The organism is Paraburkholderia sediminicola (assembly GCF_046027355.1).
Lineage (GTDB): Bacteria > Pseudomonadota > Gammaproteobacteria > Burkholderiales > Burkholderiaceae > Paraburkholderia > Paraburkholderia sediminicola_B.
Map to the genome: position 1 here is coordinate 1 of NZ_JAQQEK010000041.1, position 25,715 is coordinate 25,715.

Genomic DNA, 25,715 nt, shown 5'->3' on the forward strand with positions numbered 1-25,715 from the left:
CGCGGTGTGCAGCACGGCGCGGCCTTCTGTCGGGTTGACGATTTCACCCGCGAACATGGCGTCGCGGCGTTTTTCGACGCCGGCTTCGCGCGCGAGTTGCACGAGCAGTTTCAGGGTCTCGTCGGTGATGCGGTTCTTCGAGAAATCGGCCGCGAGACCGCCGCCCGCGAACGCAAAGCGCTCAGCACGGGTAGGGGCGGGATCGTTCTCGGGGGCGAACCAGTCGCGCATATGCGCATCGCGAATCTTTTCGTAATGCGTTTGCAGCGAGGACCAGGAGGGGAGCGAGTTCTGGGTCATAGCGTCCGTCTAACCAAGTGGCACGAAGAAAGGCGCGCGCGTGAAGCGCTGCCGAGGATGATGCAACGATGCTGTTAGAGCGATGCCGCGCGGCCGGGTTCGCGGTGGGTGGCGGTGAAAGTTCGCCGTCACCCGTGGTGGCTCCGACGCGCGGCGCAGTCAGTCAGTATAACGGCGTTGCGTGACGGGCGGCAGCGGTTTGGGCCGTCCATCCATAGGTTGGGACGGACAGCTTCAGCACTCCGCCGCCGGGTAGAACAAACGGTTCAGCAAGGTTCGCACCATCGGCGCCAGTTCGCCCGCGGTCAGGCCAGCGGGACCGTGGCCTTGCGCGCTCAGCGTGTCGGCGGCGAGCCCATGCAGATAGACGCCCGCGAGCGCCGCTTCGTAGCGCGGCAGATGCTGCGCGAGCAGGGCGCCGATGATGCCGCCGAGCACATCGCCGGTACCGCCCGTCGCGAGTGCGGCGTTGCCGGTCGGGTTGATCGCCAGGCGCCCGTCCGGAGCCGCGATGACGGTGCCGGTGCCTTTGAGCACCACCACGGCGGCATAGCGCGCGGCGAGCGAGCGCGCGGCGGTGAGCCGGTCGCGCTGCACACCCGGCGCGTCGGTGCCGAGCAAACGCGCGGCTTCGAGCGGGTGCGGCGTGAGGATGCACGGATCGCCTTGCACGCCGCGCGCGGTGAGGTCGGCGGCGAGCGCGGGATCCTTCGAGATCAGATTCAGCGCGTCCGCGTCGAACAGCTTGGGCACGTCGAGTTGCAGTACGTCGTACATCACGTGCGTGGCCCGTTCGCGATGACCCATGCCGCAGCCGACGGCGAGCGCGTCCATCTGGTCGAGCGGCAGATCGTCGATGGTATGCAGCATGAGTTCGGGATGCGGCGGGTCGTAGGGCGGGGCGCCTTCGCCCAGCAACGCGACGTGCACCTTGCCCGCGCCGGTGTACAGCGCCGCGCGCGAGGCGAGGATCGGCGCGCCGCACATGCCGGTGTCGCCGCCGACCACGGCGAGGCTGCCGAAGCTGCCCTTGTTGGTCGCGAAATCGCGCGGCGGCAGGAAGGCGGCGAAGAGCTCGGGTGCGTTCAGTTGCACGGCCGTGCGGCCGCTGGTGTCGACGCCGATCGGCGCGACCGTGACGGCGCCCGCGAGATCACGCCCTTGCGCGGTAAAGAGCCCGGGTTTGGCGCCGATGAAGGTGACCGTATGGGTGGCATGGACAGCGGCGCCGTCGCCGTTGCCCACGACCGTGCCGGTGTCGCTGTCGAGGCCGCTCGGGACGTCGAGCGCCAGCACGCCGCCTTTGCGCGGCCGTGCTTTGGCCCGCTGCGAAAGCTGCCGGGCGACGGTCGCGAACACGCCTTCGAGCGGACGCGTCAGGCCGATGCCGAACATGCCGTCCACCAGCCACCGGTAGCCGTCCAGCGACGCGGGCGGTGCGGTGGTGATCGCGACGCCTGCCGCGCGGGCCGTATCGAGCGCCCAGCGCGCATCTTCCGGTTTCACCTCGACCGGCATGCACAGCTCGACGGCGATGCCGGCTTCGTGCAGTTCCGTCGCGAGAACCAGCGCATCGCCGCCGTTGTTGCCCGGCCCGGCGATGAGCCATACCTTCTGCCTGGACCTCTCGATCGAGGTATCGCGGGTGATCTGCTCGCGCAGAAAGCTCGCGGCGGATTTCCCGGCGCGCGACATCAGCGTGTGCTTCGGCAAGGCGGCCGCCGCCTGGGATTCGGCGATCCGCAGATCGGTGAGCGTCAGAAGCGGCAGCGCCCGGTTGTGCGGGCTGATGAGCGTCGGCGGCGTGTTGTCGGCTTCTGTCATGGCGAGGCTTGGCGGTTCGCCCGGTGGCAGGCGAAAAAGCTTGGGATATCGCTATGGTAGTGCCGATGGGCGCCCAGCGCGCGCCTCTTGCGGCCCGCTTGTGCGCGGGCCGGCGATTTACCTGAACCGATCCGCGCGCAGCGCGGCCAGCGTGTCCGCGGGGACGTCCGGCGTGCCGCCCGAAATCAGGTCGGCAACCAGTTTGCCCGACCCGCAGGCGAGCCCCCAGCCGGCGGGGCCGTGGCCCACATTGACGAAAAGACGCGGATGCAGTGCGTTGCCGATCACCGGCAAGCCGTCCGGCGACAGCAGTTTGACGCCTTCCCACGGCAAAGCCACCGAGATTCGCGCGGCGCCCGGAATCCAGTCGTGCGTAGCCTGGCCGAGCAGGGCGAGGGCTTCTTTCGTCACCGCTTCGCCCAACGGTTTGTCGATCTGGCCGGCGCTTTGCAAGACCGCGCCGCCCGCGATCCGCAGCCGATGGTTCATCCGGCTGATCGCGATCCGCTTCACCGCGTCCACGATCGCGACGTGCGGCGCGCATTCCTCATGCGCGATCGGCGCGACCAGCGTGTGCAGGCGCAACGGATGCAACGGCAGCCGCAAGCCGAGTCGCTCGAGCAGCGGCAGGCTGCCGTGGCCGGCCGCCACGACCACCGCGTCGGCGTGGATCACATCCACTTCGCGCGAACGGGAGGTCGCGCCCGGCTGCGGCGCCAGTTCCACCGAGGCGCGCTGGCCTTCCAGGCGGATCGACGAGACTTCGCAGCCCAGCATGAATTGCACGCCGCCTTGCGTGTCCAGCGTCTGCTTGATCAGCTTGGTGAACAGCGGGGCATTGGCCGTGCGCTCCTGGTCGAACAGCACGCCGCCCGCGAATTGCGGTTCGGTGCGCACGGAATGCTCGAACGCCGCGCATTGTTCGGGTGTCAGCTCGTGGTGCGGCACTTCGAAGAGCTGGAGCAGGCCGCGCGCGGGCCGCATCTGCTCCCATTCCTGTTCCGAGCGGACCAGATAAAGCACGCCGCTGGTCTGTTCGAACTCGAGGCCGAAGCGCGCTTCCATGTCCGCCATGGTTTCACGCGACAGCTCGATCAGCGGCCGCAGCAGTCCGTATTGATGGCCGAACGCGTTGGGTTCCTGCAGTTCGGCGAGCTGCTTGACGAACTGGCGCGCCGATCCGTTGAAGCCGGTCTTGTTGACGACGCCGTTTTTGGTGTTTTGACGGCTCGCCATGAAAGTCGGGCCGAACCAGACGTCGAGCGGGGTCGGCAGGACGGTGCCGCCGTGCCCATAGGTCGCGCCCTGCGCGACCGTGGCGTGGCGCTCGACGACGCATACCCGATGGCCGGCCGCGCGCAGTTGATAAGCGGTGGCGACGCCCGCAATCCCGCCGCCGATGACGATGACATCCATGTTCTGATTCGATTTGCCGACGAGACGCCGAAGCGGCGCATTCCCGTTGAGCGTGACATGCGGCGCGTTGCCCGGCCTGCTCAGGCCGCCCGCGCCGATCTGGTGAAAGGGCGAATGATAGCAGTCAAACCGCCGGCGCGGCCACGCGGGTGCAACGCCTGAGCGCCGCCGCCGTGCGTGCCGTGAGCGAGCCCGAGTCCGGCCGAAACGCGCCCGGGATCCACGCGGAAGCGGCGCGGAACTATCTCGAAACCCGGCCGAAGCCGCACCGCCAAGCCCGCTGGAAGCCTCTTCCCGGGGTATAATCCCGGACTTCCTTTGCGCCTCACGTCGCCTTCACGCGCGACTCATCGGCATCACTCATCGGCATCATTAGCGACGCAACGTCAAGTCCATGGCCCACTTCTCGTGTTTCCCCGGCGCTTCGGCCCTTTCCGATTTCCGTCAAACCCGCCTGCTCGACACGCTTACGCGCATCGATCCGAACATCACCGGCGTGCGCGGGCAATATCTGCACTTCGTCAACGCCCAGACGCCGCTCTCCGCTGAAGACAACGCGAAGATCGAAGCGCTGATGCACTACGGCGATCCGCTCGAAGAAACCAAAGAGCGCGGCACGGCCGAGACCTTCCTCGTGGTGCCGCGTTTCGGCACGGTGTCGCCGTGGGCCAGCAAGGCAACGGATATCGCGCATCTGTGCGGCCTCACGCAGGTGCGCCGCATCGAGCGCGGCGTCGAGTACACGGTCACGCTGAAAAGCGGCCTGCTGGGCGGCAAGAAGGCGCTCACCGACGAAGCCCGCGCGGCCGTCGCGGCGGCCTTGCACGATCGCATGACGGAGAGCGTGTCGCCGTCGCGCGACCACGCGCTGCATCTGTTCGACGAACTGCCGGCCAAGCCGCTGCAAACCGTCGACGTATTGAGCGACGGCCGCGGCGCGCTGGAAACGGCGAACACGGAACTGGGCCTCGCGCTCGCCGACGACGAAATCGACTACCTCGTCGACGCCTTCACCAAGCTCGACCGCAACCCGACCGACGTCGAACTGATGATGTTCGCGCAGGCCAACAGCGAACACTGCCGCCACAAGATTTTCAACGCGGACTGGACCATCGACGGCGAGAAGCAGGACATCTCGCTTTTCAACATGATCCGCAACACCGAGAAGCTGAATCCGCAAGGCACGATCGTCGCGTATTCGGACAACTCGGCGATCATGGCGGGCGGCATGGCCGAACGCTGGTTCCCGCGCACGCCTGCCGACCTGGGCGCGAGTGAACTGCCGGAGCACTACCGCCGCAGCAACGAACTCACGCACACCTTGATGAAGGTGGAAACGCACAATCACCCGACCGCGATCTCGCCGTTCCCGGGCGCCGCGACCGGCGCGGGCGGCGAAATCCGCGACGAAGGCGCAACGGGGCGCGGCGCGCGTCCCAAGGCGGGTCTGGCGGGCTTCACGGTGTCGAACCTGGAACTGCCGGACGGTGTCGAGGCATGGGAAAACGCGCGCGACGCCGCGCAGCCGCTCGCGCACCGCAATCCGGACGACCAGCACGAAGCGTACGGCCGGCCCGACCGCATCGCCTCGCCGCTGCAGATCATGATCGACGGCCCGCTCGGCGGCGCCGCGTTCAACAACGAATTCGGCCGGCCCAATCTGGGCGGCTATTTCCGCGCTTACGAGCAGAACGTCGCGGGACTGGTGCGCGGTTATCACAAGCCGATCATGATCGCCGGCGGTATCGGCAATATCTCGGACCAGCACACGCATAAGCACGATCTGCCGGAAGGGTCGCTCCTGATCCAGATCGGCGGTCCGGGCATGCGCATCGGCATGGGCGGCGGCGCCGCGAGCTCGATGGCGACCGGCACCAACACCGCTGAGCTCGACTTCGATTCGGTGCAGCGCGGTAACCCGGAAATCGAACGCCGTGCGCAGGAAGTCATCAATGCGTGCTGGCAGCTCGGCGAGAAGAACCCGATTCTGAGCATTCACGACGTCGGCGCGGGCGGTCTCTCGAACGCCTTCCCGGAAGTGGTCGACGGCGCCGGCAAGGGCGCGCGCTTTGACCTGCGCAAGATTCAACTGGAAGAGAGCGGTCTGTCGCCGCGCGAAATCTGGTCGAACGAAGCGCAAGAACGCTACGTGCTGGCCATCGCGCCGGCTGATCTGCCGGCTTTTGCCGCCATGTGCGAGCGCGAGCGCTGCCCGTTCGCGGTGATCGGCACGGCCACCGCCGAGCGTCAGCTCAAGCTGATCGACTCCGAACTGAACGACGACACCGCGCATGAGCCGGTCGACATGCCAATGGAAGTGCTGCTCGGCAAGGCGCCGCGCATGCACCGCGACGTCAAACGCGTCGAGCAGAAGCTCGAACCGGTGGATGTCACCGGCCTCGCGCTGTCGGACGTGGCGGTCAGCGTGCTGCGTCATCCCACGGTGGCGAGCAAGTCGTTCCTGATCACGATCGGCGACCGCTCGGTAGGCGGCACGACCGCGCGCGACCAGATGGTCGGCCCGTGGCAAGTGCCGGTCGCCGACGTCGCGATCACCACCATGGACTACGCGGGCTTCACCGGCGAAGCCATGACGATGGCCGAGCGCACGCCTTTGGCTGTTATCAACGCGCCGGCTTCGGGCCGCATGGCGGTGGGCGAGGCGGTGACCAACATCGCGGCGGCGCCGATCGCGTCGCTCGACAAGCTCAAGCTGTCGGCCAACTGGATGGCCGCGTGCGGCGCAGCAGGCGAGGACGCCGCGCTCTACGACACGGTCAAGGCGATCGGCATGGAACTGTGCCCGGCACTCGGCATCAGCATTCCGGTCGGCAAGGATTCGCTGTCCATGCGCACCAAGTGGGAAGACCGCGGCGTCGCGAAGGAAGTGGTCGCGCCAGTCTCGCTGATCATCTCGGCGTTCGCACCGGTCGAAGACGTGCGCCGCCACCTCACGCCACAACTGCGCCGCGCCAGCGACGTGGGCGAGTCCGTGCTGATCGCGATCGACCTCGGCCGCGGCAAGCATCGTCTGGGCGGCAGTATTCTCGCGCAGGTCACGCAGCAGGTCGGCGATACGGTGCCGGACGTGGACGATCCGGAAGACCTCAAGCGTTTCTTCGCCGTGATCCAGGCGTTGAACCAGGACGGCAAGCTGCTCGCTTACCACGACCGTTCCGACGGCGGCCTGTGGGCGACGGTGTGCGAAATGGCGTTCGCGGGGCACGTCGGCGTGTCGCTGAACGTCGATATGCTGGTGCTCGATCCGACCCATGAATCCGACTACGGCGACGCCAAGGACTGGGCGAAGCAGACCAGCGGCCGCCGTGACGACCGCACGATCCGCGCGCTTTTCACCGAAGAGCTCGGCGCCGTCGTTCAGGTGCGCGCGTCTGAGCGCGACGCGGTGCTCGGAGCATTGCGCGAGCATGGACTGTCGGCGTGCTCGCATGTGATCGGCAAGATCAACGAGCGCGACACGATCGAAATTTATCGCGACGCCAAGAAGATTTATGAAGCGCCGCGCACCGAATTGCATCGTACGTGGAGCGAAGTGAGCTGGCGTATTGCGCGTCTGCGCGACAACCCCGCTTGCGCCGACGCCGAATACGACGCGCTGTCCGACGCGGCCGATCCGGGCATCACGCCGGTGCTGACGTTCGATCCGGCAGAAGATGTCGCCGCGCCGTTCATCGGCAAGAGCGCGCGTCCGCGCGTCGCGATCCTGCGCGAGCAGGGCGTGAATTCGCACCTCGAAACGGCCTATGCATTCGACCGCGCCGGCTTCGACGCGCACGACGTGCACATGAGCGACCTGCTGGCCGGCCGCGCGAACCTCGCGGATTTCGCCGGCGCGGTGGCGTGCGGCGGCTTCTCGTACGGCGATACGCTGGGCGCCGGCGAAGGCTGGGCGAAGGCGATCCGCTTCAACGCGCAACTGGCCGATATGTTCGCAGCGTTCTTCGGCCGCGAAGACACGTTCGCACTCGGCATCTGCAACGGCTGCCAGATGATGAGCAGCCTCGCCTCGATGATTCCGGGCGCCGAAGCCTGGCCGAAGTTCACGCGCAACAAGTCGGAGAAATTCGAAGCGCGCTTCTCGCTGGTCGAAGTGCAGGCTTCGCCGTCGATCTTCTTCAACGGCATGGAAGGCTCGCGCATTCCGGTGGCGATCGCGCACGGCGAAGGCTACGCGGACTTCTCGCAGCAAGGCGATGCGTCGAAGGTCGCGGTGGCGATGCGCTATGTCGATCACCGTGGTCAGGCGACCGAGCAGTATCCGTTCAACCCGAACGGTTCGCCGAACGGCATCACGTCGGTAACGACGCCGGACGGTCGCTTCACGGTGCTGATGCCGCATACGGAGCGTGTGCATCGCGCGGTGCAGATGAGCTGGCATCCGGAAGGCTGGGGCGAGGGCGCCACGGACGCAAGCCCGTGGCTGCGCGTGTTCCAGAACGCGCGCCGTTGGTTGAGTTGATGATGTAAGGCAGGCTGCCGTGTGGTTCGCACGGCAGCCTGGCGGGTGCGACGGCTGCGTGGTCAGTCTGACGCCGGCAAGGCGGGCGGCACATGCGCCGGCCCTCGTAGCAGTTGAGCAGGCTGTCGACGCCTTGGTCCGTATCCGATCTGGTACGGGAAAGGCGATACGCTTCAAATTGGTACGCTTCGTATCCGACCGGGTACGAAACAGTCGTACAAACCTCCAATACATCACTTGGTACCCGATCGGGTACGAAATCAAGCCTGCCCCTTCGTCCCGTGGCATAATGTTCCCGAGCGGGTACGAACGTACAAGGGGCGGAAAGTGGTGCAATCCGAGACTTTCATTGGCGATATGACGGCCTTAGGCGATCTTGTGCGGGCATCGCGGCTCGCACAAGGGCTGACGCGCGACGACGTCGCCATCGCGACCGGCCTGTCCCCCAAGTTCATCACGCATATCGAGGCAGGTAAGCCGACAGCGCAGATCGGCAAGGTGCTGCACCTCCTCGGCGAACTGGGCATCACGCTGCGCGCGCAAGTTTCCGTGGACATTCCCCCGGCCTTGGCCACCAAGGCGCTCCATCGCCGACGGACTACTCATGGCCGCTAGAACGCTCGTCGCCTATGCGAATGGCCGGCGCGTGGGCATCGTGAGCGATGACAGCGGTGTCTGGTCATTTACCTACGACCCGCACTGGCCAGGTCGTGAGGACGCGTTTGCGCTCTCACCCGCTTTCCCGCTGGAAGCCCAGCCTTTCGTAGACGGCTCGAGTCAGCGGCCGGTGCAATGGTTCTTCGACAACCTTTTGCCAGAAGAGGAAATGCGCAGTGCGCTCGCTCGTGAAGCCAAGGTCGATGCGAGCGATGCGTGGGGTCTGCTTGCCTATTACGGCCGGGAGTCGGCTGGCGCCTTGACGCTGCTTGCGGAGGGTGAACAGGAGGCATCGAGCGGTCTGCAACCGTTGTCGTACGCGAATCTGGAGGCACGCATACAGGCGATGCCGCAGCATGCGCTCACCGCCACGGCGCCCAAACGCATGTCCGCGGCGGGTGCCCAACAGAAGCTGCTGCTGACCTTGCGCGGCGACGCGCCGGATTACACGCTCCTTGAGCCTGTGGGCAGCGAACCGTCCATGCATCTGCTCAAGCCCGACATGCGAAGCACGGGCTATCCGCATTCGGCGATCAACGAATTTTTCTGCATGCAACTCGCTCATGCGATGGGCGTGCCCGTACCGCCTACGCATTTCATGCGCGTGCCTTCGGCCTGCTACGTGATCGATCGCTTCGACCGTGACACGAGCAGCGAGCCGGCTCGGCGGCTGCATACCGTCGACGCCATGCAACTGTTGAACTACGACCGCAGCTTCAAATATCAGAACGCGACGGCGCAGGTGCTCAGGGATGCCATCGAGAAAACGAGCACGCGGGCAGTGGCGCGTCTCGATGTATTCCGATGGGCGATCTTCAATGTGCTCATCGGCAATGCCGACTCACATCTGAAAAATCTCTCGTTCTTCGTCAGCCCTCGCGGCTACATGCTGGCTCCGTTTTACGACCTGGTCAGTACGGTCGTCTACCATACGCCGACCTACCAGCCGCAACAGCGGGACCGTTGGCCACACTGCGACCTCACCATGCCTGTCGGAGACGCGACGCAGTTCGCGCAGATCTCCAGGAAGAACATGCTCGCATTCGGCGAAGTGCTTCGTCTCTCGCCGAAGGGCTCGGAAAAATTGCTGGATGACATGCTGGCCACGCTCGACGTTCGCGTGGCGGAGACGCGGCGTCGCGTCGACGAGATCGCGCAGCCGAATGCGGGCGAAGTCCGGCTGCTCGACTCGATTGTCGCGATGCCGCTTGCGGAGATGAGCCGGGCCCTGCGCAGGTAATCGCGGCGGATCCGACCGCACATGCAAAAGCCCCGTTCAATCATCGATTGAACGGGGCCGTGAACAGAAGCCTGGACCGCTGATAATAAGAACCGACGTACTCGCCCGAAGCGAGCCACTTGCTCCTCAGCGGCAAACCCGCTTACTGAATCTTCGCGTTCTTCCGCAGACCTTCTTCAAACGCCTGCAGCTTTTCCTGCTGGATCTGCTGCACGATCTGCGGGCGCACTTGCTCCAGCGGCGGCGGCGTGACATCGCGCACGTCGTCGACACGGATGATGTGCCAGCCGAATTGCGTATGCACCGGCGTGTCGGTCATCTGGCCTTTCTGCAGATGCGTGGCCGCATCCGCGAATTCAGGCACGTAGGCCTTCGGATCCGACCAGTCCAGATCGCCGCCATTCTTGCCCGATCCCGGATCCTTCGAGAATTGCTTGGCCAGATCCTCGAAACTTGCGCCGGCCTTGATCTTCGCGATCAGGTCCTTCGCCTGCTGTTCGTTATCCACGAGGATGTGGTGCAGGTGATATTCCTTGCCGCCCGCGTCCTTGATCAGCGCGTTGTAACGCGCGGTGACTTCGGCGTCGCTCGGCGTGTTGTTCTTCACGAAGTCTTCGATCAGCGCGCGCAGCACGACGGTTTGCTGTGCCACGGCGATTTGCGCCTTGATGTCCGGACGATTCGGCAGGCCGCGGCGCAGCGCTTCCTGCATCAGGATCTCGCGGTTCACCAGTTCTTCGCGCACAGCCGTTTGCAGTTGCGGCGTATTTTGCTGGCCTTGATGAACCAGTTGGTCGATCAGCGCGTCGGCGCGTGCTTTGGGAATCGGCGTGCCGTTCACGACGGCGATGTTCTGTGCGAATGCAGGTGCGGCTGCAAATGCAGCCAGCAATACCCAAAGGCGGGTTTTCTTCAAGGTCATCGAAAATTTTCCTAGCGGGGCAACAAAGCGAATTCTTCGGGCGTATACGCCGTGATGGCAAGGGCGTGAATGCCGCGCTGCATGGCATCGGCCAGCGCATCATACACCATGCGATGCCGCGCCACGCGGGCCTTGCCGGCGAATGCGGCAGCCACGATCGTGACACTGAAATGACCGCCGGCGGAGGCGCCGGCGTGGCCGGCGTGCTGCGCGCTGTCGTCGGTGATCTGGATCGAAGTGACCGGCGCCAGCGCGGCGGCGAGGCGCGCCTCGATCAGCGCGGCGCGCTCGGCGGTGGTGGCGTGCATGAATACATTGGCGTCGCTCGTCATGTCATTCTTCCTTCATATACTTCGACAACCACAAACTCTGTCCGACGATGAACACCACGAGGCAGCCGGTGGCGCCGAACAGCTTGAAATTGACCCACTGGTCGGTCGTGTAGTTGTACGCGACGAACAGATTCACGAGCCCGAGCAGCACGAAAAACACTGCCCACACGACATTCAGCTTGCCCCAGATCGCGTGCGGCAGCGTGATCTGCTTGCCCATCATCGCTTCAATCAGGTTCTTGTTGAAGGCCAGTTGCGAGACGATCAGCGCGACGGAGAACGCCCAGTACAGCACGGTCGGCTTCCATTTGATGAACGTGTCGTTGTGCAGCACGAGCGTGGCGCCGCCGAACACGGTGACGACGCCGAGGCTCACCCACAGCATCGGATCGACCTTGCGGTGGCGGAAGGCCACCCACGCGATCTGCACAAGCGTGGCGACGATCGCCACTGCCGTCGCCGTGAAAATGCCCCAGATCTTGAAGGCGACGAAGAACAGGATGATCGGGAACAGATCGAACAGGAATTTCATTATCTGGTCGGGGGAATGGGAAAGTGAGCGGAAAGTGACCGGAGAGTGAGTCGAAGAATAAGGGCGCGGTGCGAAGCGTCGGGGCAACCGGTTCGCAAGCTGGATGAAGGGTCGCGGCCGGCGCGCGCCTGAATGGTCGCAGACGCCGGCCGGCAACGCGCCGGACTCCGCGCTACGTTACTTGGGCTCGAATTGTAACGCAGCTGAATTGATGCAGTACCGCAGACCGGTCGGCGCGGGTCCGTCTTCGAATACGTGGCCCAGATGCGCGCCGCAGTTCTTGCACTCCACCTCGATGCGCAGCATGCCGTGCGAGCGGTCGGTCTTCTCGGTGATCACTTCGCCGTCGATCGGCTTGAAGTAGCTCGGCCAGCCGCAACCGGCGTCGAACTTGGTGTCCGATTCGAACAGCGGCGTGCCGCAACAGACGCAGTCATAGATGCCGCGGTCCCAGTGATCGTGATAGCGGCCAGTGAACGGGCGCTCGGTGGCGGCGTGGCGCGTCACCTGATATTCGATGTCGGAGAGTTGCTTGCGCCACTCGGCGTCGTCTTTCTGCACGGCGGGGGCGTCGGTCTTGAGTTCGTCGGGCTTGTTCATGGTCGGGTTCCTGTCTCGGGCTTGTTTTGGGGAGGCTGGATGGTCAGGCGGATTCGGCTCACTGCACGCGATTGGAAGGCTTTCAGCACATCACGACGAGCAGCTCACTTCCAGCGAGCTCGCCCAGTCCGGCGGCAGCCCCGCATACGCTTCGTGCTCGGGCTGTTCGTCGAACGGACGGCGCAGCACGGCCGCCAGTCGTTCCACTTCGGAAAAATCCTTCTCTTTCGCGTGGCGGATCGCCGTTTCCGCCAGATGATTGCGAAGTACGAATTTGGGGTTCACACGGTTCATTGCAATGGCGCGCGCGGCGTCGTCGCGTGTTTCTGCGGACAGCCGCGCGCGGTAGTCGTTCGCCCAGGCGTCGAACGCGGCGCGGTCGAGAAACAGATCGCGCACCGGCGCGTCGCCGCTCGCGTCGTGCTTCGACATGCGCGCCAGATTGCGGAAGGTCAGTGTGAAATCCGCACGATTGGCGTGCATCACTTCGAACAGACGATTCACGACCGAAGCGTCACCGTCACGTTCGGTTTCGAGGCCGAGCTTGGCACGCATGCGCCGCTCCAGTGCCGGGGCGAAACGGTCCTTGAAGCCGCCGAGCACGCGCTGTGCGTCTTCGATCGCCTTGTCGCCGCGCACGCTTTCGTCATGCTTTTCGCCCAGCAGCGGCAACAGTCCTTGCGCGAGGCAGAAGAGATTCCAGTAAGCGATCTGCGGCTGCATCTTGTATGCGTAACGGCCTTGCGAATCGGAGTGATTGCAGATGTAGCCGGCGTCGAAGCCGTCCATGAAACCGAATGGACCGTAGTCGATGGTGAGGCCGAGGATCGACATGTTGTCGGTGTTCATCACGCCGTGGCAAAAGCCGACCGCCTGCCAATCGACCATCAGATCGGCGGTCGATATCACGGCTTCGTTGAGCAGCGCGAGATACGGATCGTCGGCTTCGCGGCAATGCGGATAGAAACGCTCGATCACATGATCGGCGAGCGCGCGCAGCGCGTCGGTGCGATCGTTCGAATAGAAGTGCTCGAAGTGGCCGAAGCGCACGAAGCTCGGCGCCACTCGCGTGACCACGGCGGCCGTTTCGACCGTCTCGCGCCGCACCGGCTGATCGGAGCCGATCACGCACAGCGCGCGCGTGGTCGGAATGCCGAGGTGGTGCATCGCCTCCGAACACAGATACTCGCGAATCGACGAACGCAACACCGCGCGGCCATCGCCCATGCGCGAGTACGGCGTGCGCCCCGCGCCCTTCAGCTGCAACTCGAAGCGCTGGCCGTCGTGTTCGACTTCGCCCAGGCCAAGCGCGCGGCCGTCGCCAAGCTGGCCGGCCCACACGCCGAACTGATGCCCTGAATACACCGACGCATAAGGCAGCGCCTCGGCCGGCCACTCGCGCGTGACGTTGCCCGAGAACAGTTCGGCAAAGCCCGGATCGTTCTCGAGGCCCGGTTCCAGCCCGAGCAGCGCGGCGGTTTCCGCGGAGAACCCGACCATGTATGGCGCGCTGAGCGGCGCCGCGGGCAAACGCGTCAGAAACACGCTGCCGAGCCGTGCGAATGCGCTCTCGTGCAACGTGGTGAGCGCATCGGAAAGAGCCGACAAAGGCCCGGATAACCCTGCAATGCTTGGGGAAAACGACATGTTGAGCGCCTCTGGATTAACCGATATTGTAAGTCCGCGCCCGCGGAGCTGCTGGCCGGCCGTACGTCTGTTCCGTACCGATCCTGTCCAGGTCGTTTGCCGGCTTTGCGCTTTTCGCCGATGGCGCGTCGAGGCGCGCCCCCCGAGCTGCAAAACCAATTGAAACGATCAAGCCGAGGAGACCACCCTTTATGACGACGCCGCTGCTTGGCCAGATGATGGACGTGCCGCTCACTGTGCCTTCGTTGCTTGCACACGCCGCGCGGCATTTCGGCAGCACCGAAATCGTGTCGCGGCGTATCGAAGGCGACCTGCATCGCTATACCTATCGTGATTGCGAGAAGCGTGCAAAGCAGCTCGCGCAGGCTTTGATCGCACTCGGTGTCGAACCCGGCGAACGGGTCGCGACGCTCGCGTGGAACGGCTACCGCCATCTGGAAGCGTATTACGGCACGACCGGCTTCGGCGCCGTCTGCCACACGATCAATCCGCGTCTCTTTCCCGATCAGATCGCCTACATCATCAATCACGCCGACGACGCCTACGTGCTGTTCGACACCACGTTCGCGCCGCTCGTCGATGTGCTCGCGCCGCAATGCCCGAAAGTGCGCGGCTGGATCGCGCTCGCCGACGAAGCGCATCGGCCCGTCATGCAGACGCCTGCGCTCAGCTACGAAACGCTCGTCACCGCGCAGGACGGCAACTTCGAGTGGCCGCCGCTCGACGAGCGGCAAGCCTCGTACCTGTGCTACACATCCGGCACTACGGGCAATCCGAAGGGCGCGCTGTATTCGCATCGCTCGACGGTGCTGCATGCGTTCGGCGCGTCGCTGCCCGACGCCATGAGCCTCTCCGCGCGCGACTCCGTACTGCCCGTCGTGCCGATGTTTCATGTGAACGCATGGGGCATTCCGCACGCCGCGCCGCTGACGGGCGCGAAGCTCGTGTTCCCCGGCAAGGACCTCGACGGCAAGTCGCTGTATGAACTGATGGAAAGCGAGCGCGTCACGTATTCGGCCGGCGTGCCGACGGTGTGGCTCGGGCTGCTCAACTATCTGCGCGAAGCGAAGGTGCGATTTTCGTCGCTCAATCGCACGGTGATCGGCGGCTCGGCCTGTCCGCCGGCCATGCTGCGCACGTTCGAGGACGACTACGGCGTGCAGGTGATCCATGCGTGGGGCATGACCGAAATGTCGCCGCTCGGCACGCTGTCGAAATTGACGTGGGAACAAAGCCAGCGTCCGCTGGAAGAGCAGCGCGAATTGCTCGAGAAGCAGGGGCACGTGCTCTATGGCGTCGATATGAAAATCGTCGGCGAGGACGGCCGCGAGCTGCCGTGGGACGGGGTGGCATTCGGCGATCTGCACGTGCGCGGACCGTGGGTGATCGACCGGTATTTCCGCAAGGACGACTCGCCGCTCGTGGACGGCTGGTTTCCCACCGGCGACGTCGCCACCATCGACCGCGACAGTTTTCTGCACATCACGGACCGCTCGAAAGACGTGATCAAGTCCGGCGGCGAATGGATCAGTTCGATCGATGTCGAGAACGTGGCGATCGCGCATCCGGCCGTGGCCGAAGCGGCGTGCATTGCCTGCGCGCATCCGAAATGGACCGAACGGCCGCTGCTGGTGGTCGTCAAGCGGCCCGGCTTCGAGGTCACGCGCGAGGAGTTGCTCGCCTTCTACGACGGCAAGGTCGCCAAATGGTGGATTCCCGACGACGTCGCCTTCGTCGACGAACTGCCGCATACGGCGACGGGCAAGCTGCAGAAACTCAAGCTGCGCGACATTTTCCGCGACCATGTCCTGCCATCGGCGCTCGAAGACGAAAAGGATTGTCCGCTGACGCCGCTTGCCAGGGGAAACCCCGCCTAGAAATAAAATAAACGAGAATTGAACGAGCGTGCTTTTTTGTGTATTCTGCCTGCTGACCCCGGAAAGTCAGACAATGGGTCGGACAATGATCCGACTCGATGAACCGGAAGGGCGGCGCGCCCAAGCGTCGCCTTATTGCATGGATCGCATGGAGGCAGGCAGATGGCAGTGGACTACACAACTCATGACGGCGTGGCCGTCATCACGCTGAACAATCCTCCCGTGAACGGCCTCGGCCTGTCGACGCGAGCGGGCATCGTCGACGGAATCGAGCGCGCGCAGAACGATCCGGCCATCAAGGCCATCGTGCTGACGGGCGCGGGCAAGGCCTTCTCGGGCGGCGCCGACATCACCGAATTCAATACACCGAAAGCCACCCAGGAGCCGACGCTCGCCACGGTCATCAAGACCGTGGAAGGCAGCGCGAAGCCGGTGGTCGCGGCGATTCACAGCGTCGCGATGGGCGGCGGCCTGGAACTGGCGCTCGGCGCGCATTACCGCATCGCCGCACCCGGCGCGCAGATCGCGCTGCCGGAAGTGAAGCTCGGCATTCTGCCGGGCGCGGGCGGCACGCAGCGTCTGCCGCGCGCCATCGGTCTCGAAGCCGCGCTCAATATGATCGTCTCCGGCGCGCCCGTCATGTCGGAGAAGCTCACTGACTCCGGTCTGTTCGATGAACTCGCGCAAGGCGATCTGGCTGAAGCGGCGCTCGCGTTCGCTCGCAAGGTCGGTGCGAAAGAAGGCCCGCATCCGAAGGTGCGTGACCGCAAGATCGAGCATCCGAACGCTGCCGGTTTCATTCAGTTCGCGCGCAATACCGTCGCGGCTGTCGCGAAGAATTTCCCCGCGCCGCAGAAATGTATCGATGCCGTGGAAGCGGGCGTGCAGAAGGGTTTCGACAAGGGCCTCGCGTTCGAACGCGAATGCTTCATGGCGCTCGTGCAGACGCCGGAAAGCCATGCGCTGCGTCACGCGTTCTTCGGTGAACGCGCGGCGAGCAAGATTCCCGACGTGCCGTCGGACACGCCGGTGCGCGACGTCAACCAGGTGGCCGTGATCGGCGCGGGCACGATGGGCGGCGGCATCGCGATGAACTTCATCAATGCGGGCATTCCAGTCACGCTGCTGGAAACGAAGCAGGAAGCGCTCGACCGCGGCCTCGCCACGATCCGCAAGAACTACGAAGCCACGGTCAAGAAGGGCAAGCTCAAGCCCGAAGCGCTCGAACAGCGCATGGCGCTGATCACGCCCACGCTTTCGTACGACGACCTGAAAACCGCCGACCTGATCGTCGAAGCGGTGTTCGAAGAACTCGGCGTGAAAGAGCAGGTGTTCAAGCGTCTGGATGAAGTGGCAAAGAAAGGCGCGATCCTCGCCTCGAATACGTCGACACTCGACGTCGACAAGATCGCCGCTTTCACGAAGCGTCCACAGGACGTGGTCGGCATGCACTTCTTCAGTCCGGCCAACGTGATGAAGCTGCTCGAAGTGGTGCGCGGCAAGGAGACAGCCAAAGACGTGCTCGCCACCGTGATGAAGCTGGCGAAGAAGATCAAGAAGACCGCGGTGGTTTCGGGCGTGTGCGACGGTTTCATCGGCAACCGGATGATCGAGCAGTACATCCGCCAGGCGCTCTTCATGCTCGAAGAAGGCGCGCTGCCCGCGCAGGTCGACAAAGCGATCGAGAAGTTCGGCTTCGCGATGGGGCCGTTCCGCATGAGCGATCTGGCCGGCAACGACATCGGCTGGGCGATCCGCAAGCGTCGCTATCAGGAACATCCCGACATGCATTACTCGAAGATCGCCGATCGTCTGTGCGAGACGGGGCGCTTCGGTCAGAAGACCGGTGGCGGCTGGTACGACTACAAGGCGGGCGACCGCACCGCGTACCCGTCGAAAGTGGTCGACGACATGATTGTCGCGTTCTCGAAGGAAACCAGCGCCGAGCGTCGCAAGATCAGCGACGAGGAAATCGTCGAGCGCCTCGTGTTCGCGCTCGTGAACGAAGGCGCGAAGATTCTCGAGGAAGGCATTGCGTCGAAGGCGTCGGATATCGACATGGTCTATCTGACCGGCTACGGGTTCCCGCTCTATCGCGGCGGTCCGATGCTGTACGCGGACACGGTCGGCCTCTACAACGTCGAGCGCGCGATTCGCCGCTACACGGCGCGGCCGAACGGCGACGCTTGGGAACTGGCGCCGAGCATCGCGGAGCTGGCTGCGAAGGGCCGTGGGTTCAACGGCTGAGCCACAGCGCGAGCGAATTGACTGAGGTGGCGCTGCGCGACGATTCGCCGGCGCGCCACCATCGACATCTGGAAGTAGGAGACATGCATGACTGACGCCGTAATCGTATCGACCGCCCGTACGGGTCTCGCCAAATCTTGGCGCGGCGGTTTCAACATGACGCACGGCGCGACGCTCGGCGGCCACGTGACGCAGGCCGCGGTCGAGCGCGCGAAGCTCGATCCGGCGCGCGTCGAAGACGTGATCATGGGTTGCGCCAATCCGGAAGGCGCGACGGGCATGAACATCGCTCGGCAGATCGCGCTGCGCGCGGGTTTGCCGGTCAGCGTGCCGGGCATGACGGTGAACCGTTTCTGTTCATCGGGATTGCAAACTATTGCGCTGGCCGCGCAACGCGTGATCGCCGGTGAAGGCGACGTGTATGTGGCGGGTGGCGTGGAATCGATCTCGTGCGTGCAGAACGAGATGAACCACCACATGCTGACCGAAGGCTGGCTCAGCCAGAACAAGCCGGAAATCTACTGGTCGATGCTGCAGACCGCGGAGAACGTCGCGAAACGCTATTCGATCTCGAAGGAACGCCAGGACGAATACGGCGTGCGTTCGCAGCAACGCGCCGCGGCCGCGCTCGAAGCCGGCAAGTTCAAGGACGAGATCGTGCCGTTGACGGTGCTAGCCGGTGTCGCCGACAAAGCGAGCGGACGTCTCTTCACCAAGGAAGTCACCGTCAGCAGCGACGAAGGCATTCGCGCCGACACGACGCTCGAAGGCGTATCGAAGATTCGCACCGCGATGCCGGGCGGGGTCATCACCGCGGGCAATGCGAGCCAGTTCTCGGATGGCGCGTCGGCTTGCGTGGTGATGAACGCGAAGGTGGCGGAGCGCGAAGGCCTGCAGCCGCTCGGCATTTTCCGCGGCTTCGCGGTGGCGGGCTGCGAGCCGGATGAGATGGGCATCGGTCCGGTGTTCGCGGTGCCGAAGCTGCTCAAACAGGCGGGTCTGAAGGTCGAGGACATCGACCTGTGGGAACTGAACGAAGCGTTCGCGGTGCAGGTGCTGTATTGCGCCGACAAGCTCGGCATTCCGCAGGACCGTCTGAACGTGAACGGCGGCGCGATCGCGGTCGGCCATCCGTATGGCGTGTCGGGCGCGCGGCTGACCGGCCATGCGCTGATCGAAGGCAAGCGACGCGGCGCGAAGCTGGTCGTCGTGACCATGTGTATCGGCGGCGGGCAGGGCGCGGCGGGTTTGTTCGAAGTGGTGTGATCCGGCTCGAGGTAGTGAACGGCGGGTGCCGTGTGGTTCGGCGCGAGAGCGGCGAACTCGCGGCACCCGTTTTTATTCGCGCGTGGTGTCCACCGTCATGAGCCGTCTCAAGGCAAAGCCATGCTGGACGACGGCAGGCTCAAAGTGCCCTGGTCGATGAAGCGTGTCGTGCCCGTCAGTCCGCCCGCGAGCTTGCCGCGCAGAATGTACGGAATTTGTCCCGATTCCGTGGCCCCCGCGAAGGCGAACGCCTGCCGAACCGCGGCGAAAGCCGGCACGGTCAACGGCACGTTGACAACCGTTTCGCCGTAGCGCGGCACGGTGCCCGCCTGGTCGCTCACACCGCTCGCGAACGGCTTGCCATTCAGTTCGAGATCGAGCGACACGCCGTTGAAGTTAACCGCGGAATCGTTGGGATTCTGCACGCGCAGTTTCACGTTGAAGCGCATCTCGAGGCCCTGACTGTCGATCGGTTCGATGCCTGCCACGTTGACACGCACCGGGTCGCCGCCGAAGAGGCCGGCGCAACCGTTGAGCGTCAGCGTGACGAGGGCGAGGATCGTGGTCAGACGAACGGAACGGCCGGACAGCAGCGCGCGAAAGAAGGACATGACCTGCACCTCGAAAGAAGCGGCTTTGGTCATGCATTGTACCGGGCCATATTGCACGCGGAGCAGCGTTTCAGGCCGCGCGCCGCAGCCGTGTTTTGACGAAGCTGGCCAGATGGTGCGCCGTTTGAAGGATCAGACTGCGACCGTCCTTCCGCGCGCCCCAAGGCTGCACGACAAACGCAGCAGCATTCGCATGCGCGGCGCTGATCGACACGACGCCGCGTTGCGGCGTCACGAAGCAGTCGCCTTCGTGCAAAGTGATTGACGTGAGCGGCACGGCGTCGCCCAGCCATGCAAGCGAGTGGTCGCGGAACTCGAGTTGCAAGTCGCCTTCCACCGCGACGATCGAGGTCCGGGCGCGCAAGTCATGCACGGCCAACTGGCCGGCCACGAGGCGAGAAGCAGCGCTGCATGCCGGACCAAAGCGGGATTGACAGACTGACATGGCCGTTTCCTTTAAAGCGTTTCCATGCCACACAGCTTATTGAGTCCGTTCGCATCAAAACAGCCGCAGCCACAGACAATGTGAACCGGTACAGCAGCGCGTTTCGGTGTGCTGTATCGGTCGGAATCGAACGGATGTGTATCTGTTGCGACGCGCGAACTGTGCGCACCATCGGCTCATGACCCAATCCATCCTGACCCGGCAGGCAGCGCCCGCGGACCGGCTGCCGGACAGCCAGCCTCTCTACCGGCAATTGGCTGATCAATACCGCCGGGCGATCGGCAGCGGCGTGCTCCGTCCGGGCGACCGCATGCCGTCGATGCGCGCATTCATGCAGCGGCACGGCGTGAGTCTCGCGACGGCGACCGAGAGCTACCGCGTGCTGGAACGTGACGCGCTGATCGATGCCCGGCCGCGCGCCGGTTACTTCGTGCGTGTGCCGCCCACGGCTGCGCTGCCGGCCGCGTCCGAGCCCGACCTGGCGGTGCTGCCGGGCGCCGCGCAGTTCGTCGGCATTCACTCGGTGATTTCCGCGATCGTGTCGACATTCCAGCGCTATCCGGACGCGCTGAATCTCGGTGGCGCGACCGCGTCGCCCGACCTGTATCCGACGGACGCGCTACAAAAAGCCGCGCTGCGCGCGTTGCGCAAGCGGCCCACCTTGCTGACCGCCGCCGGACACGATCAAGGCGATCCAGCCTTGCGCGCGATCATCGCGCGCCGCGCGCTCGACGCCGGCATCCAGATCGGCGCCGATGACATCATCATGACTCACGGCGGCATCGAGGCCGTGAACCTCGCGTTGCGGGCGGTGACGCAGCCGGGCGATACCGTCGCGGTCGAGTCGCCGTGCTTTTTCGGCTTGCTGCAGGCGCTCGAAAGCCTCGGCTTGCGCGCGCTCGAAATTCCGGCCAGTCCGACCACCGGCCTCGCGATCGAAGCGCTGGCCTTCGCGCTGCAAACGCATCCCGACATCAAGGCCGTGGTCGTGGTGCCGAACTTGCAGAACCCGCTGGGCAGCGTGATGCCCGACACGCACAAGGCGCGGCTCGTCGAGCTGTGCGCGCGAGCCGGCATTCCGCTGATCGAGGACGATCCCTACCGCGAACTGGCCGATGCCGCCCAGCCGCCCAAATCGCTAAAGGCCTGGGACACCGACGGCACCGTGATTCACTGCACGTCGTTCAACAAGGTGCTGGCGCCCGGCATGCGGGTCGGCTGGATCAACGGCGGCCGCTGGCATCCGCGCATCGGCATGCTGAAGTTCGCGCAATCGCGGCACAACGAGCAACTGTCGCAAGTCGTGCTCGCCGAATTTCTGGAAACGAACGCGTATGAGCGGCATTTGCGGCGTCTGCGCGACCGGCTGCGGCTGCAGCGCGAACGGATGGCGGCGGCGATCGCTACCTCGTTTCCCGACGGCACGCGCTTCACGCCGCCGGGCGGCGGGATGTTTTTCTGGATCGAACTGCCGGGGGAATTGTCGTCGACGGCGTTCTTCGAGGCCGCGCTGGACGACGGCATTCGCGTGATGCCGGGGACGGTGTTTTCAAATGCCGGGCGCTTCGATCATTTCATCCGGCTCAGTTCGCCGAGCACGGATCTCGATCTGGCCGACGAAGCCGTGCGCAGGTTAGGGCGGCTGGCCGCGCGGATGACGGCGTATTCAGGTTGATGCGGGTGCGGCGCCGATGTATAAGTGCTTGAAGAGACACATTACTTTGATCGTCGGCGGATCGTCTGCCAGCGCAGCGGTTCGTTGCAAGGAGTCACAAAAGACCTGCAAAGCACTCCGAATGGCATCTTCCTATCATTAGCAATCCGGTCATGTGCTGATTGCTCCCCGACTGCTTCTGGCAGATCGTTTCTTGAAGGCAATGCCGATCTGCCCCGCGTTACCACTCGAAGATCACCACGGAGACGATATGCCATTCATTTGTGAAAATGTCGAGTGCCGAGCTGTGCTTGCCCGCAAACAGGTCAAACCGAATCGGGACAACAATACGTTTTATTTCTATTGCCCCGACTGCAATACGCGCAACGAGCTGATCGATGTCGGCGCCGCCGGTGGTCCTCTGGAACTGATTCAGCCCGTGCGGCAGGGGCTACCGCACAAGGTGGTCGCGACAGCCCGGCCTCTCGAGGACGGAAGGTACGCGGCGCAGTTGAGCATTCAGAAAGCGCTCGGGATCAAGGGGCCTTTTGCGCCGGAAGAACGTTGGGACCAGCTTGGCATCTTCCCCGACGCGCAAGACGCCGTCAGCCATGCGAAAACCACGGCTGCGGGTTGGCTAGGGGCTGACTTCAGCCATTAAAGAGGCCAACGGTTCGGCGTCGCGCCCGCGCGCCGACCTCGTTCGTTTGTCCGCAAACATCTTGTAGATTTCTTCTAATTGGCGCCGACACAGCCTGTACCCGATTGGGGGCTCTGGCCAACCCAATCGGGCCGCAGTTCTGCCAGTCGTCGCAAAAGCCTTTTCTCTCGACCCCAAGGGCGTGATTTCGCCGCAGAGCACAATGCTCGCGAGCGAGCCTTCATCCGCATCGCCAAGGCCCGTTTTGCCCGCCCCGAACCGCCCGATAACACTCCACCCAACGCGTAAGTTTGATAGGCTTGCTCTTTGCTCTGGCCGCAAGGGGCGCTCGAACAAAATGCCGAAGCCACCCTACGCGCCCCGCATCGATTTCATGAACGTAGCGACTACACAATCTGCAAACAAGCCATGACCGATTCGCCTTCATCTAACGCGAGCACTGCGTCCATGCCCGAGAGCCCGTTCGTCGACCGGCTCGGCGCGCAGCTCCTCTCGGCCGCGGACGGCGCCAGCGAAGTCGTGCTGCCGCTGCGGCAAGATCATATGAACACGTGGGACGTCGCCCACGGCGGCGTCACGATGACGCTCGCCGACATCGCGCTTGCGATGGCCGCCCGCAGCCTCGCCGGCGACGGCGTCGGCGTCGTCACGGTCGAGATGAAGGTCAACTTCATGCAGCCGGGCCGCGGCGAATTGCGCGCGAGCGCCCGCGTGCTGCACCGCTCGACCACCATGGCCTACTGCGAAGGCGAGATCCGCGACAGCGAAGGCCACTTCGTCGCCAAGGCGCTCGGCACCTTCAAGTACATGCGGCGCCTCGCCGTGGGACGCGATATCACGCAACAACGCTTGCGCAGCGACCCGTCGGCGAAACCCGGTCCTAGCGACGGCTGAACGCAACCGTGCGAACAACGCGCGTGTCCCAGAACCGCGCGCGGGTTCCTGCTTTCACAAAACGCCGTTCGAATCATTCGCCGAACTCATCGGCAACTCATGGAGACGATCGTCATGCCTCAGATCAACCGTCAACTCGTGCTGGCGTCGCGCCCGCAAGGCGCCGTGACACCCGACAATTTCCGCCTCGTCGAAACGCCGCTCGCCCCGTTGGCCGATGGCGAAATTCGCGTGCGCAATCACTACCTGTCACTCGACCCGTACATGCGCGGCCGCATGAACGATAGCAAGTCGTACGCAGCGCCGCAGCCGTTGAACGAAGTGATGATCGGCGGCACGGTGGGCGAAGTGGTGGAGTCGAAGAATCCGAAGTTCGCGGTCGGCGACAAGGTCGTCGCGATGTTCGGCTGGCAGGAATACGGCACCTCGAACGGAACCGGCGTGCAGAAAGTCGACGATACGCATGTGCCGTTATCGGCCTATCTCGGCCCGGTCGGCATGCCGGGTGTCACGGCATGGTACGGCCTGAACCGCATCATCGCGCCGAAAGCGGGCGAGACGGTGGTGGTCAGCGCGGCGAGCGGCGCGGTGGGCAGCGTGGTCGGCCAACTGGCGAAGCTGGCCGGCGCGCGCGCGGTCGGCATCGCCGGCGGCGCGGACAAGTGCCGCTATGTGACCGAAACGCTCGGCTTCGATGCCTGCGTCGACTACAAGGGCGGCAATCTCTATCAGGACCTCAAGGCCGCGACCCCGAACGGCGTGGACGGTTACTTCGAGAACGTCGGCGGCGAAGTGCTCGACGCGACGCTCGCGCGCATGAATGCGTTCGGCCGGATCGCGCTGTGCGGGTTTATCGCGGGCTACGACGGCCAGCCGTTGCCGCTCAAGCATCCTTCGCTGATGCTCACGCAGCGACTGCTCGTGCAAGGCTTTATCGTCAGCGAGCACATGGACGTGTGGCCGGAAGCGCTCAAGCAACTCGGCACGCTGGTCGCGCAAAAGAAGCTCGAATATCGCGAAACCATCGCGCAAGGACTCGATGCGGCGCCCGAGGCGTTCATGGGCCTGCTCAAAGGCAAGAACTTCGGCAAGCAACTCGTCAAACTGATCTGATGGCAACGGCGGTCAAGCGAATCACACAACACGCCGATCAACCCAGGGGAGTCACATGATGTTCGAATTCGCAGGCAAGGTGGCGGTGATCACCGGTGCGGCGAGCGGTTTTGGCCGCGCGTTCGCGCAGAAGGGCGCGTCGCTCGGCATGAAGCTCGTGCTGGCCGACGTGAACCCCGACGCGCTCGCGCAAACCGTCGACGCATTGCGCGCCGACGGCGCCGAGGCGATCGGCGTGCCGACCGACGTCGCCAGCGCGGCGCAGGTCGAAGCGCTTGCGCAAGCGGCACTCGACGCCTACGGTCGCGTGCATCTGCTGTTCAATAACGCGGGCGTGGGCTCGGGCGGCTTCCTGTGGGAAAGCTCGGCGAACGACTGGTCGTGGGTGTTCGGCGTGAACGTGCTGGGCGTCGCGCACGGCGTGCGGGTCTTCACGCCGATCATGCTGGCGCAGAACGAGCCGGCGCATATCGTCAACACGGCGTCGGTCGCGGGGCTGCTGTCGCCGCCCGCAATGGGCATCTACAACGCGTCGAAGCATGCCGTCGTGTCGCTCACCGAAACGCTGTATCACGACCTGCAGTTGGCGCAAGGCGGAGAGGCGGCGGGCGGGCTCGTCGGCTGTTCGCTGCTGTGCCCAGCCTTCGTGCCGACCGGTATCGCCGACGCGGAACGCGCGCGCCCCGCGGACCTGCGCAACGACAGCGGACCGACGCGCTCGCAGGTCGCCGCGGGCAAGCAACTGCAGCGTGCGGTGCAATCGGGCAAGCTGAGTGCCGACGATGTCGCCGAGATCACCTTCGAAGCGATCGCCACGCGGCGTTTCTATATCGTCACGCATCCGGGCATCATGGCGACGGTGAAGCTGCGTCACGAGGACATCGAGCAGTTGCGCAATCCCACCGATCCCATGTCGCTCAAGCCGGAAGTGAAGAACGCCGGTTAGGCGCGACTTTCATCGCATCGCCGGCGCGCTATCGCGCCGGTTTTTTCAAAC

Annotated in this window: 21 protein-coding genes; 11 read left to right on the plus strand and 10 right to left on the minus strand. The window is 64.6% G+C overall.

Features of this window, described 5'->3' with window-relative positions; translation table 11 throughout:
- The 3 genes from PQR42_RS39485 to PQR42_RS39495 form a co-directional block, all read right to left on the minus strand.
- Positions 1–300: phosphoglucose isomerase-related protein (locus PQR42_RS39485; RefSeq protein WP_494478189.1), on the minus strand; the 300-nt coding region annotated here is incomplete at its 3' end.
- Positions 301–534: 234 nt separating this feature from the next.
- Positions 535–2,124 carry an NAD(P)H-hydrate dehydratase gene (locus tag PQR42_RS39490; RefSeq protein ID WP_408391306.1) on the minus strand — a complete coding sequence of 530 codons (1,590 nt, stop codon included), beginning with the start codon at positions 2,122–2,124 and terminating at the stop codon, positions 535–537.
- 117 nt (positions 2,125–2,241) lie between these two features.
- A complete protein-coding gene (locus tag PQR42_RS39495; protein WP_408391308.1) occupies positions 2,242–3,540 on the minus strand; it encodes an FAD-dependent oxidoreductase in 1,299 nt (432 codons plus the stop codon).
- Between the two features lie 394 nt (positions 3,541–3,934).
- Here PQR42_RS39495 and purL point away from each other — a divergent pair, with 394 nt between their 5' ends.
- The 3 genes from purL to PQR42_RS39510 all read left to right on the plus strand — a co-directional run bounded on the left by purL (position 3,935) and on the right by PQR42_RS39510 (position 9,917).
- On the plus strand, positions 3,935–8,020 hold the full coding sequence (gene purL, locus PQR42_RS39500) for a phosphoribosylformylglycinamidine synthase (protein ID WP_408391311.1): 4,086 nt from the start codon (positions 3,935–3,937) through the stop codon (positions 8,018–8,020).
- A gap of 357 nt (positions 8,021–8,377) precedes the next feature.
- Positions 8,378–8,635 carry a helix-turn-helix domain-containing protein gene (locus PQR42_RS39505; protein ID WP_408206572.1) on the plus strand — a complete coding sequence of 86 codons (258 nt, stop codon included), beginning with the start codon at positions 8,378–8,380 and terminating at the stop codon, positions 8,633–8,635.
- The gene (locus PQR42_RS39510; protein WP_408391314.1) at positions 8,625–9,917 is read left to right on the plus strand and encodes a HipA domain-containing protein; all 1,293 of its coding nucleotides are present in this window, start codon (positions 8,625–8,627) and stop codon (positions 9,915–9,917) included. The genes PQR42_RS39505 and PQR42_RS39510 overlap by 11 nt, the downstream gene beginning before the upstream one ends.
- Positions 9,918–10,059: 142 nt before the next feature.
- Here the strand turns inward: PQR42_RS39510 and PQR42_RS39515 are convergent, their stop codons facing one another.
- The 5 genes from PQR42_RS39515 to PQR42_RS39535 all read right to left on the minus strand — a co-directional run bounded on the left by PQR42_RS39515 (position 10,060) and on the right by PQR42_RS39535 (position 13,950).
- The gene (locus tag PQR42_RS39515; RefSeq protein ID WP_408206452.1) at positions 10,060–10,839 is read right to left on the minus strand and encodes a peptidylprolyl isomerase; all 780 of its coding nucleotides are present in this window, start codon (positions 10,837–10,839) and stop codon (positions 10,060–10,062) included.
- Positions 10,840–10,850: 11 nt separating this feature from the next.
- On the minus strand, positions 10,851–11,171 hold the full coding sequence (locus tag PQR42_RS39520) for a BolA family protein (protein WP_408206454.1): 321 nt from the start codon (positions 11,169–11,171) through the stop codon (positions 10,851–10,853).
- Position 11,172: 1 nt separating this feature from the next.
- Positions 11,173–11,703 (minus strand): septation protein A, encoded by a 531-nt coding sequence (locus PQR42_RS39525; protein ID WP_095419421.1) that lies wholly within the window; start codon positions 11,701–11,703, stop codon positions 11,173–11,175.
- A gap of 177 nt (positions 11,704–11,880) precedes the next feature.
- Positions 11,881–12,303 (minus strand): peptide-methionine (R)-S-oxide reductase MsrB, encoded by a 423-nt coding sequence (gene msrB, locus PQR42_RS39530; protein ID WP_132374684.1) that lies wholly within the window; start codon positions 12,301–12,303, stop codon positions 11,881–11,883.
- Positions 12,304–12,393: 90 nt separating this feature from the next.
- Positions 12,394–13,950 (minus strand): protein adenylyltransferase SelO, encoded by a 1,557-nt coding sequence (locus PQR42_RS39535; protein ID WP_408391317.1) that lies wholly within the window; start codon positions 13,948–13,950, stop codon positions 12,394–12,396.
- Positions 13,951–14,141: 191 nt separating this feature from the next.
- Between PQR42_RS39535 and PQR42_RS39540 the strand changes: the two genes are divergently transcribed.
- The 3 genes from PQR42_RS39540 (at position 14,142) to PQR42_RS39550 (ending at position 19,340) form a co-directional block, all read left to right on the plus strand.
- Positions 14,142–15,827, plus strand: a complete 1,686-nt coding sequence (locus tag PQR42_RS39540) for a 3-(methylthio)propionyl-CoA ligase (protein ID WP_408391320.1) — start codon at positions 14,142–14,144, stop codon at positions 15,825–15,827.
- 162 nt (positions 15,828–15,989) lie between these two features.
- A complete protein-coding gene (locus PQR42_RS39545; protein ID WP_408391322.1) occupies positions 15,990–18,074 on the plus strand; it encodes a 3-hydroxyacyl-CoA dehydrogenase NAD-binding domain-containing protein in 2,085 nt (694 codons plus the stop codon).
- Between the two features lie 87 nt (positions 18,075–18,161).
- Positions 18,162–19,340 (plus strand): acetyl-CoA C-acyltransferase, encoded by a 1,179-nt coding sequence (locus PQR42_RS39550; RefSeq protein ID WP_408206463.1) that lies wholly within the window; start codon positions 18,162–18,164, stop codon positions 19,338–19,340.
- Between the two features lie 107 nt (positions 19,341–19,447).
- On the opposite strand, the gene PQR42_RS39555 is transcribed toward PQR42_RS39550, so the two are convergent.
- Positions 19,448–19,951, minus strand: coding sequence for an LEA/WHy family protein (locus tag PQR42_RS39555; RefSeq protein WP_408391374.1), 504 nt, complete (start codon positions 19,949–19,951; stop codon positions 19,448–19,450).
- Between the two features lie 70 nt (positions 19,952–20,021).
- Complete coding sequence (locus tag PQR42_RS39560) at positions 20,022–20,396, minus strand: hypothetical protein (RefSeq protein WP_408391324.1); 375 nt, start codon at positions 20,394–20,396, stop codon at positions 20,022–20,024.
- Positions 20,397–20,574: 178 nt separating this feature from the next.
- Between PQR42_RS39560 and PQR42_RS39565 the strand changes: the two genes are divergently transcribed.
- The 5 genes from PQR42_RS39565 to PQR42_RS39585 all read left to right on the plus strand — a co-directional run bounded on the left by PQR42_RS39565 (position 20,575) and on the right by PQR42_RS39585 (position 25,664).
- A complete protein-coding gene (locus tag PQR42_RS39565) occupies positions 20,575–22,071 on the plus strand; it encodes an aminotransferase-like domain-containing protein (RefSeq protein ID WP_408206467.1) in 1,497 nt (498 codons plus the stop codon).
- Between the two features lie 250 nt (positions 22,072–22,321).
- Complete coding sequence (locus PQR42_RS39570) at positions 22,322–22,711, plus strand: hypothetical protein (RefSeq protein WP_408391376.1); 390 nt, start codon at positions 22,322–22,324, stop codon at positions 22,709–22,711.
- Between the two features lie 408 nt (positions 22,712–23,119).
- Positions 23,120–23,605: a PaaI family thioesterase gene (locus PQR42_RS39575; protein WP_168793794.1), complete on the plus strand. Its 486-nt coding sequence runs from the start codon at positions 23,120–23,122 to the stop codon at positions 23,603–23,605.
- 114 nt (positions 23,606–23,719) lie between these two features.
- Positions 23,720–24,718, plus strand: coding sequence for an NADP-dependent oxidoreductase (locus tag PQR42_RS39580; protein ID WP_408206470.1), 999 nt, complete (start codon positions 23,720–23,722; stop codon positions 24,716–24,718).
- A gap of 58 nt (positions 24,719–24,776) precedes the next feature.
- A complete protein-coding gene (locus tag PQR42_RS39585) occupies positions 24,777–25,664 on the plus strand; it encodes an SDR family oxidoreductase (protein WP_408391379.1) in 888 nt (295 codons plus the stop codon).
- The last annotated feature ends 51 nt before the right edge of the window (positions 25,665–25,715 follow it).

Bases quoted from the DNA above. Each gene is read 5' to 3' on its own strand.
- PQR42_RS39535 (WP_408391317.1), bottom strand. From the start codon at position 13,950: ATGTCGTTTTCCCCAAGCATTGCAGGGTTATCCGGGCCTTTGTCGGCT.
- msrB (WP_132374684.1), bottom strand. From the start codon at position 12,303: ATGAACAAGCCCGACGAACTCAAGACCGACGCCCCCGCCGTGCAGAAA.
- PQR42_RS39540 (WP_408391320.1), top strand. From the start codon at position 14,142: ATGACGACGCCGCTGCTTGGCCAGATGATGGACGTGCCGCTCACTGTG.
- PQR42_RS39545 (WP_408391322.1), top strand. From the start codon at position 15,990: ATGGCAGTGGACTACACAACTCATGACGGCGTGGCCGTCATCACGCTG.
- PQR42_RS39515 (WP_408206452.1), bottom strand. From the start codon at position 10,839: ATGACCTTGAAGAAAACCCGCCTTTGGGTATTGCTGGCTGCATTTGCA.
- PQR42_RS39495 (WP_408391308.1), bottom strand. From the start codon at position 3,540: ATGGATGTCATCGTCATCGGCGGCGGGATTGCGGGCGTCGCCACCGCT.
- PQR42_RS39565 (WP_408206467.1), top strand. From the start codon at position 20,575: ATGACCCAATCCATCCTGACCCGGCAGGCAGCGCCCGCGGACCGGCTG.
- PQR42_RS39575 (WP_168793794.1), top strand. From the start codon at position 23,120: ATGACCGATTCGCCTTCATCTAACGCGAGCACTGCGTCCATGCCCGAG.
- PQR42_RS39570 (WP_408391376.1), top strand. From the start codon at position 22,322: ATGCCATTCATTTGTGAAAATGTCGAGTGCCGAGCTGTGCTTGCCCGC.
- PQR42_RS39505 (WP_408206572.1), top strand. From the start codon at position 8,378: ATGACGGCCTTAGGCGATCTTGTGCGGGCATCGCGGCTCGCACAAGGG.
- PQR42_RS39580 (WP_408206470.1), top strand. From the start codon at position 23,720: ATGCCTCAGATCAACCGTCAACTCGTGCTGGCGTCGCGCCCGCAAGGC.
- PQR42_RS39550 (WP_408206463.1), top strand. From the start codon at position 18,162: ATGACTGACGCCGTAATCGTATCGACCGCCCGTACGGGTCTCGCCAAA.
- PQR42_RS39510 (WP_408391314.1), top strand. From the start codon at position 8,625: ATGGCCGCTAGAACGCTCGTCGCCTATGCGAATGGCCGGCGCGTGGGC.
- PQR42_RS39585 (WP_408391379.1), top strand. From the start codon at position 24,777: ATGTTCGAATTCGCAGGCAAGGTGGCGGTGATCACCGGTGCGGCGAGC.
- PQR42_RS39520 (WP_408206454.1), bottom strand. From the start codon at position 11,171: ATGACGAGCGACGCCAATGTATTCATGCACGCCACCACCGCCGAGCGC.
- PQR42_RS39555 (WP_408391374.1), bottom strand. From the start codon at position 19,951: ATGTCCTTCTTTCGCGCGCTGCTGTCCGGCCGTTCCGTTCGTCTGACC.
- PQR42_RS39490 (WP_408391306.1), bottom strand. From the start codon at position 2,124: ATGACAGAAGCCGACAACACGCCGCCGACGCTCATCAGCCCGCACAAC.
- PQR42_RS39525 (WP_095419421.1), bottom strand. From the start codon at position 11,703: ATGAAATTCCTGTTCGATCTGTTCCCGATCATCCTGTTCTTCGTCGCC.
- purL (WP_408391311.1), top strand. From the start codon at position 3,935: ATGGCCCACTTCTCGTGTTTCCCCGGCGCTTCGGCCCTTTCCGATTTC.
- PQR42_RS39560 (WP_408391324.1), bottom strand. From the start codon at position 20,396: ATGTCAGTCTGTCAATCCCGCTTTGGTCCGGCATGCAGCGCTGCTTCT.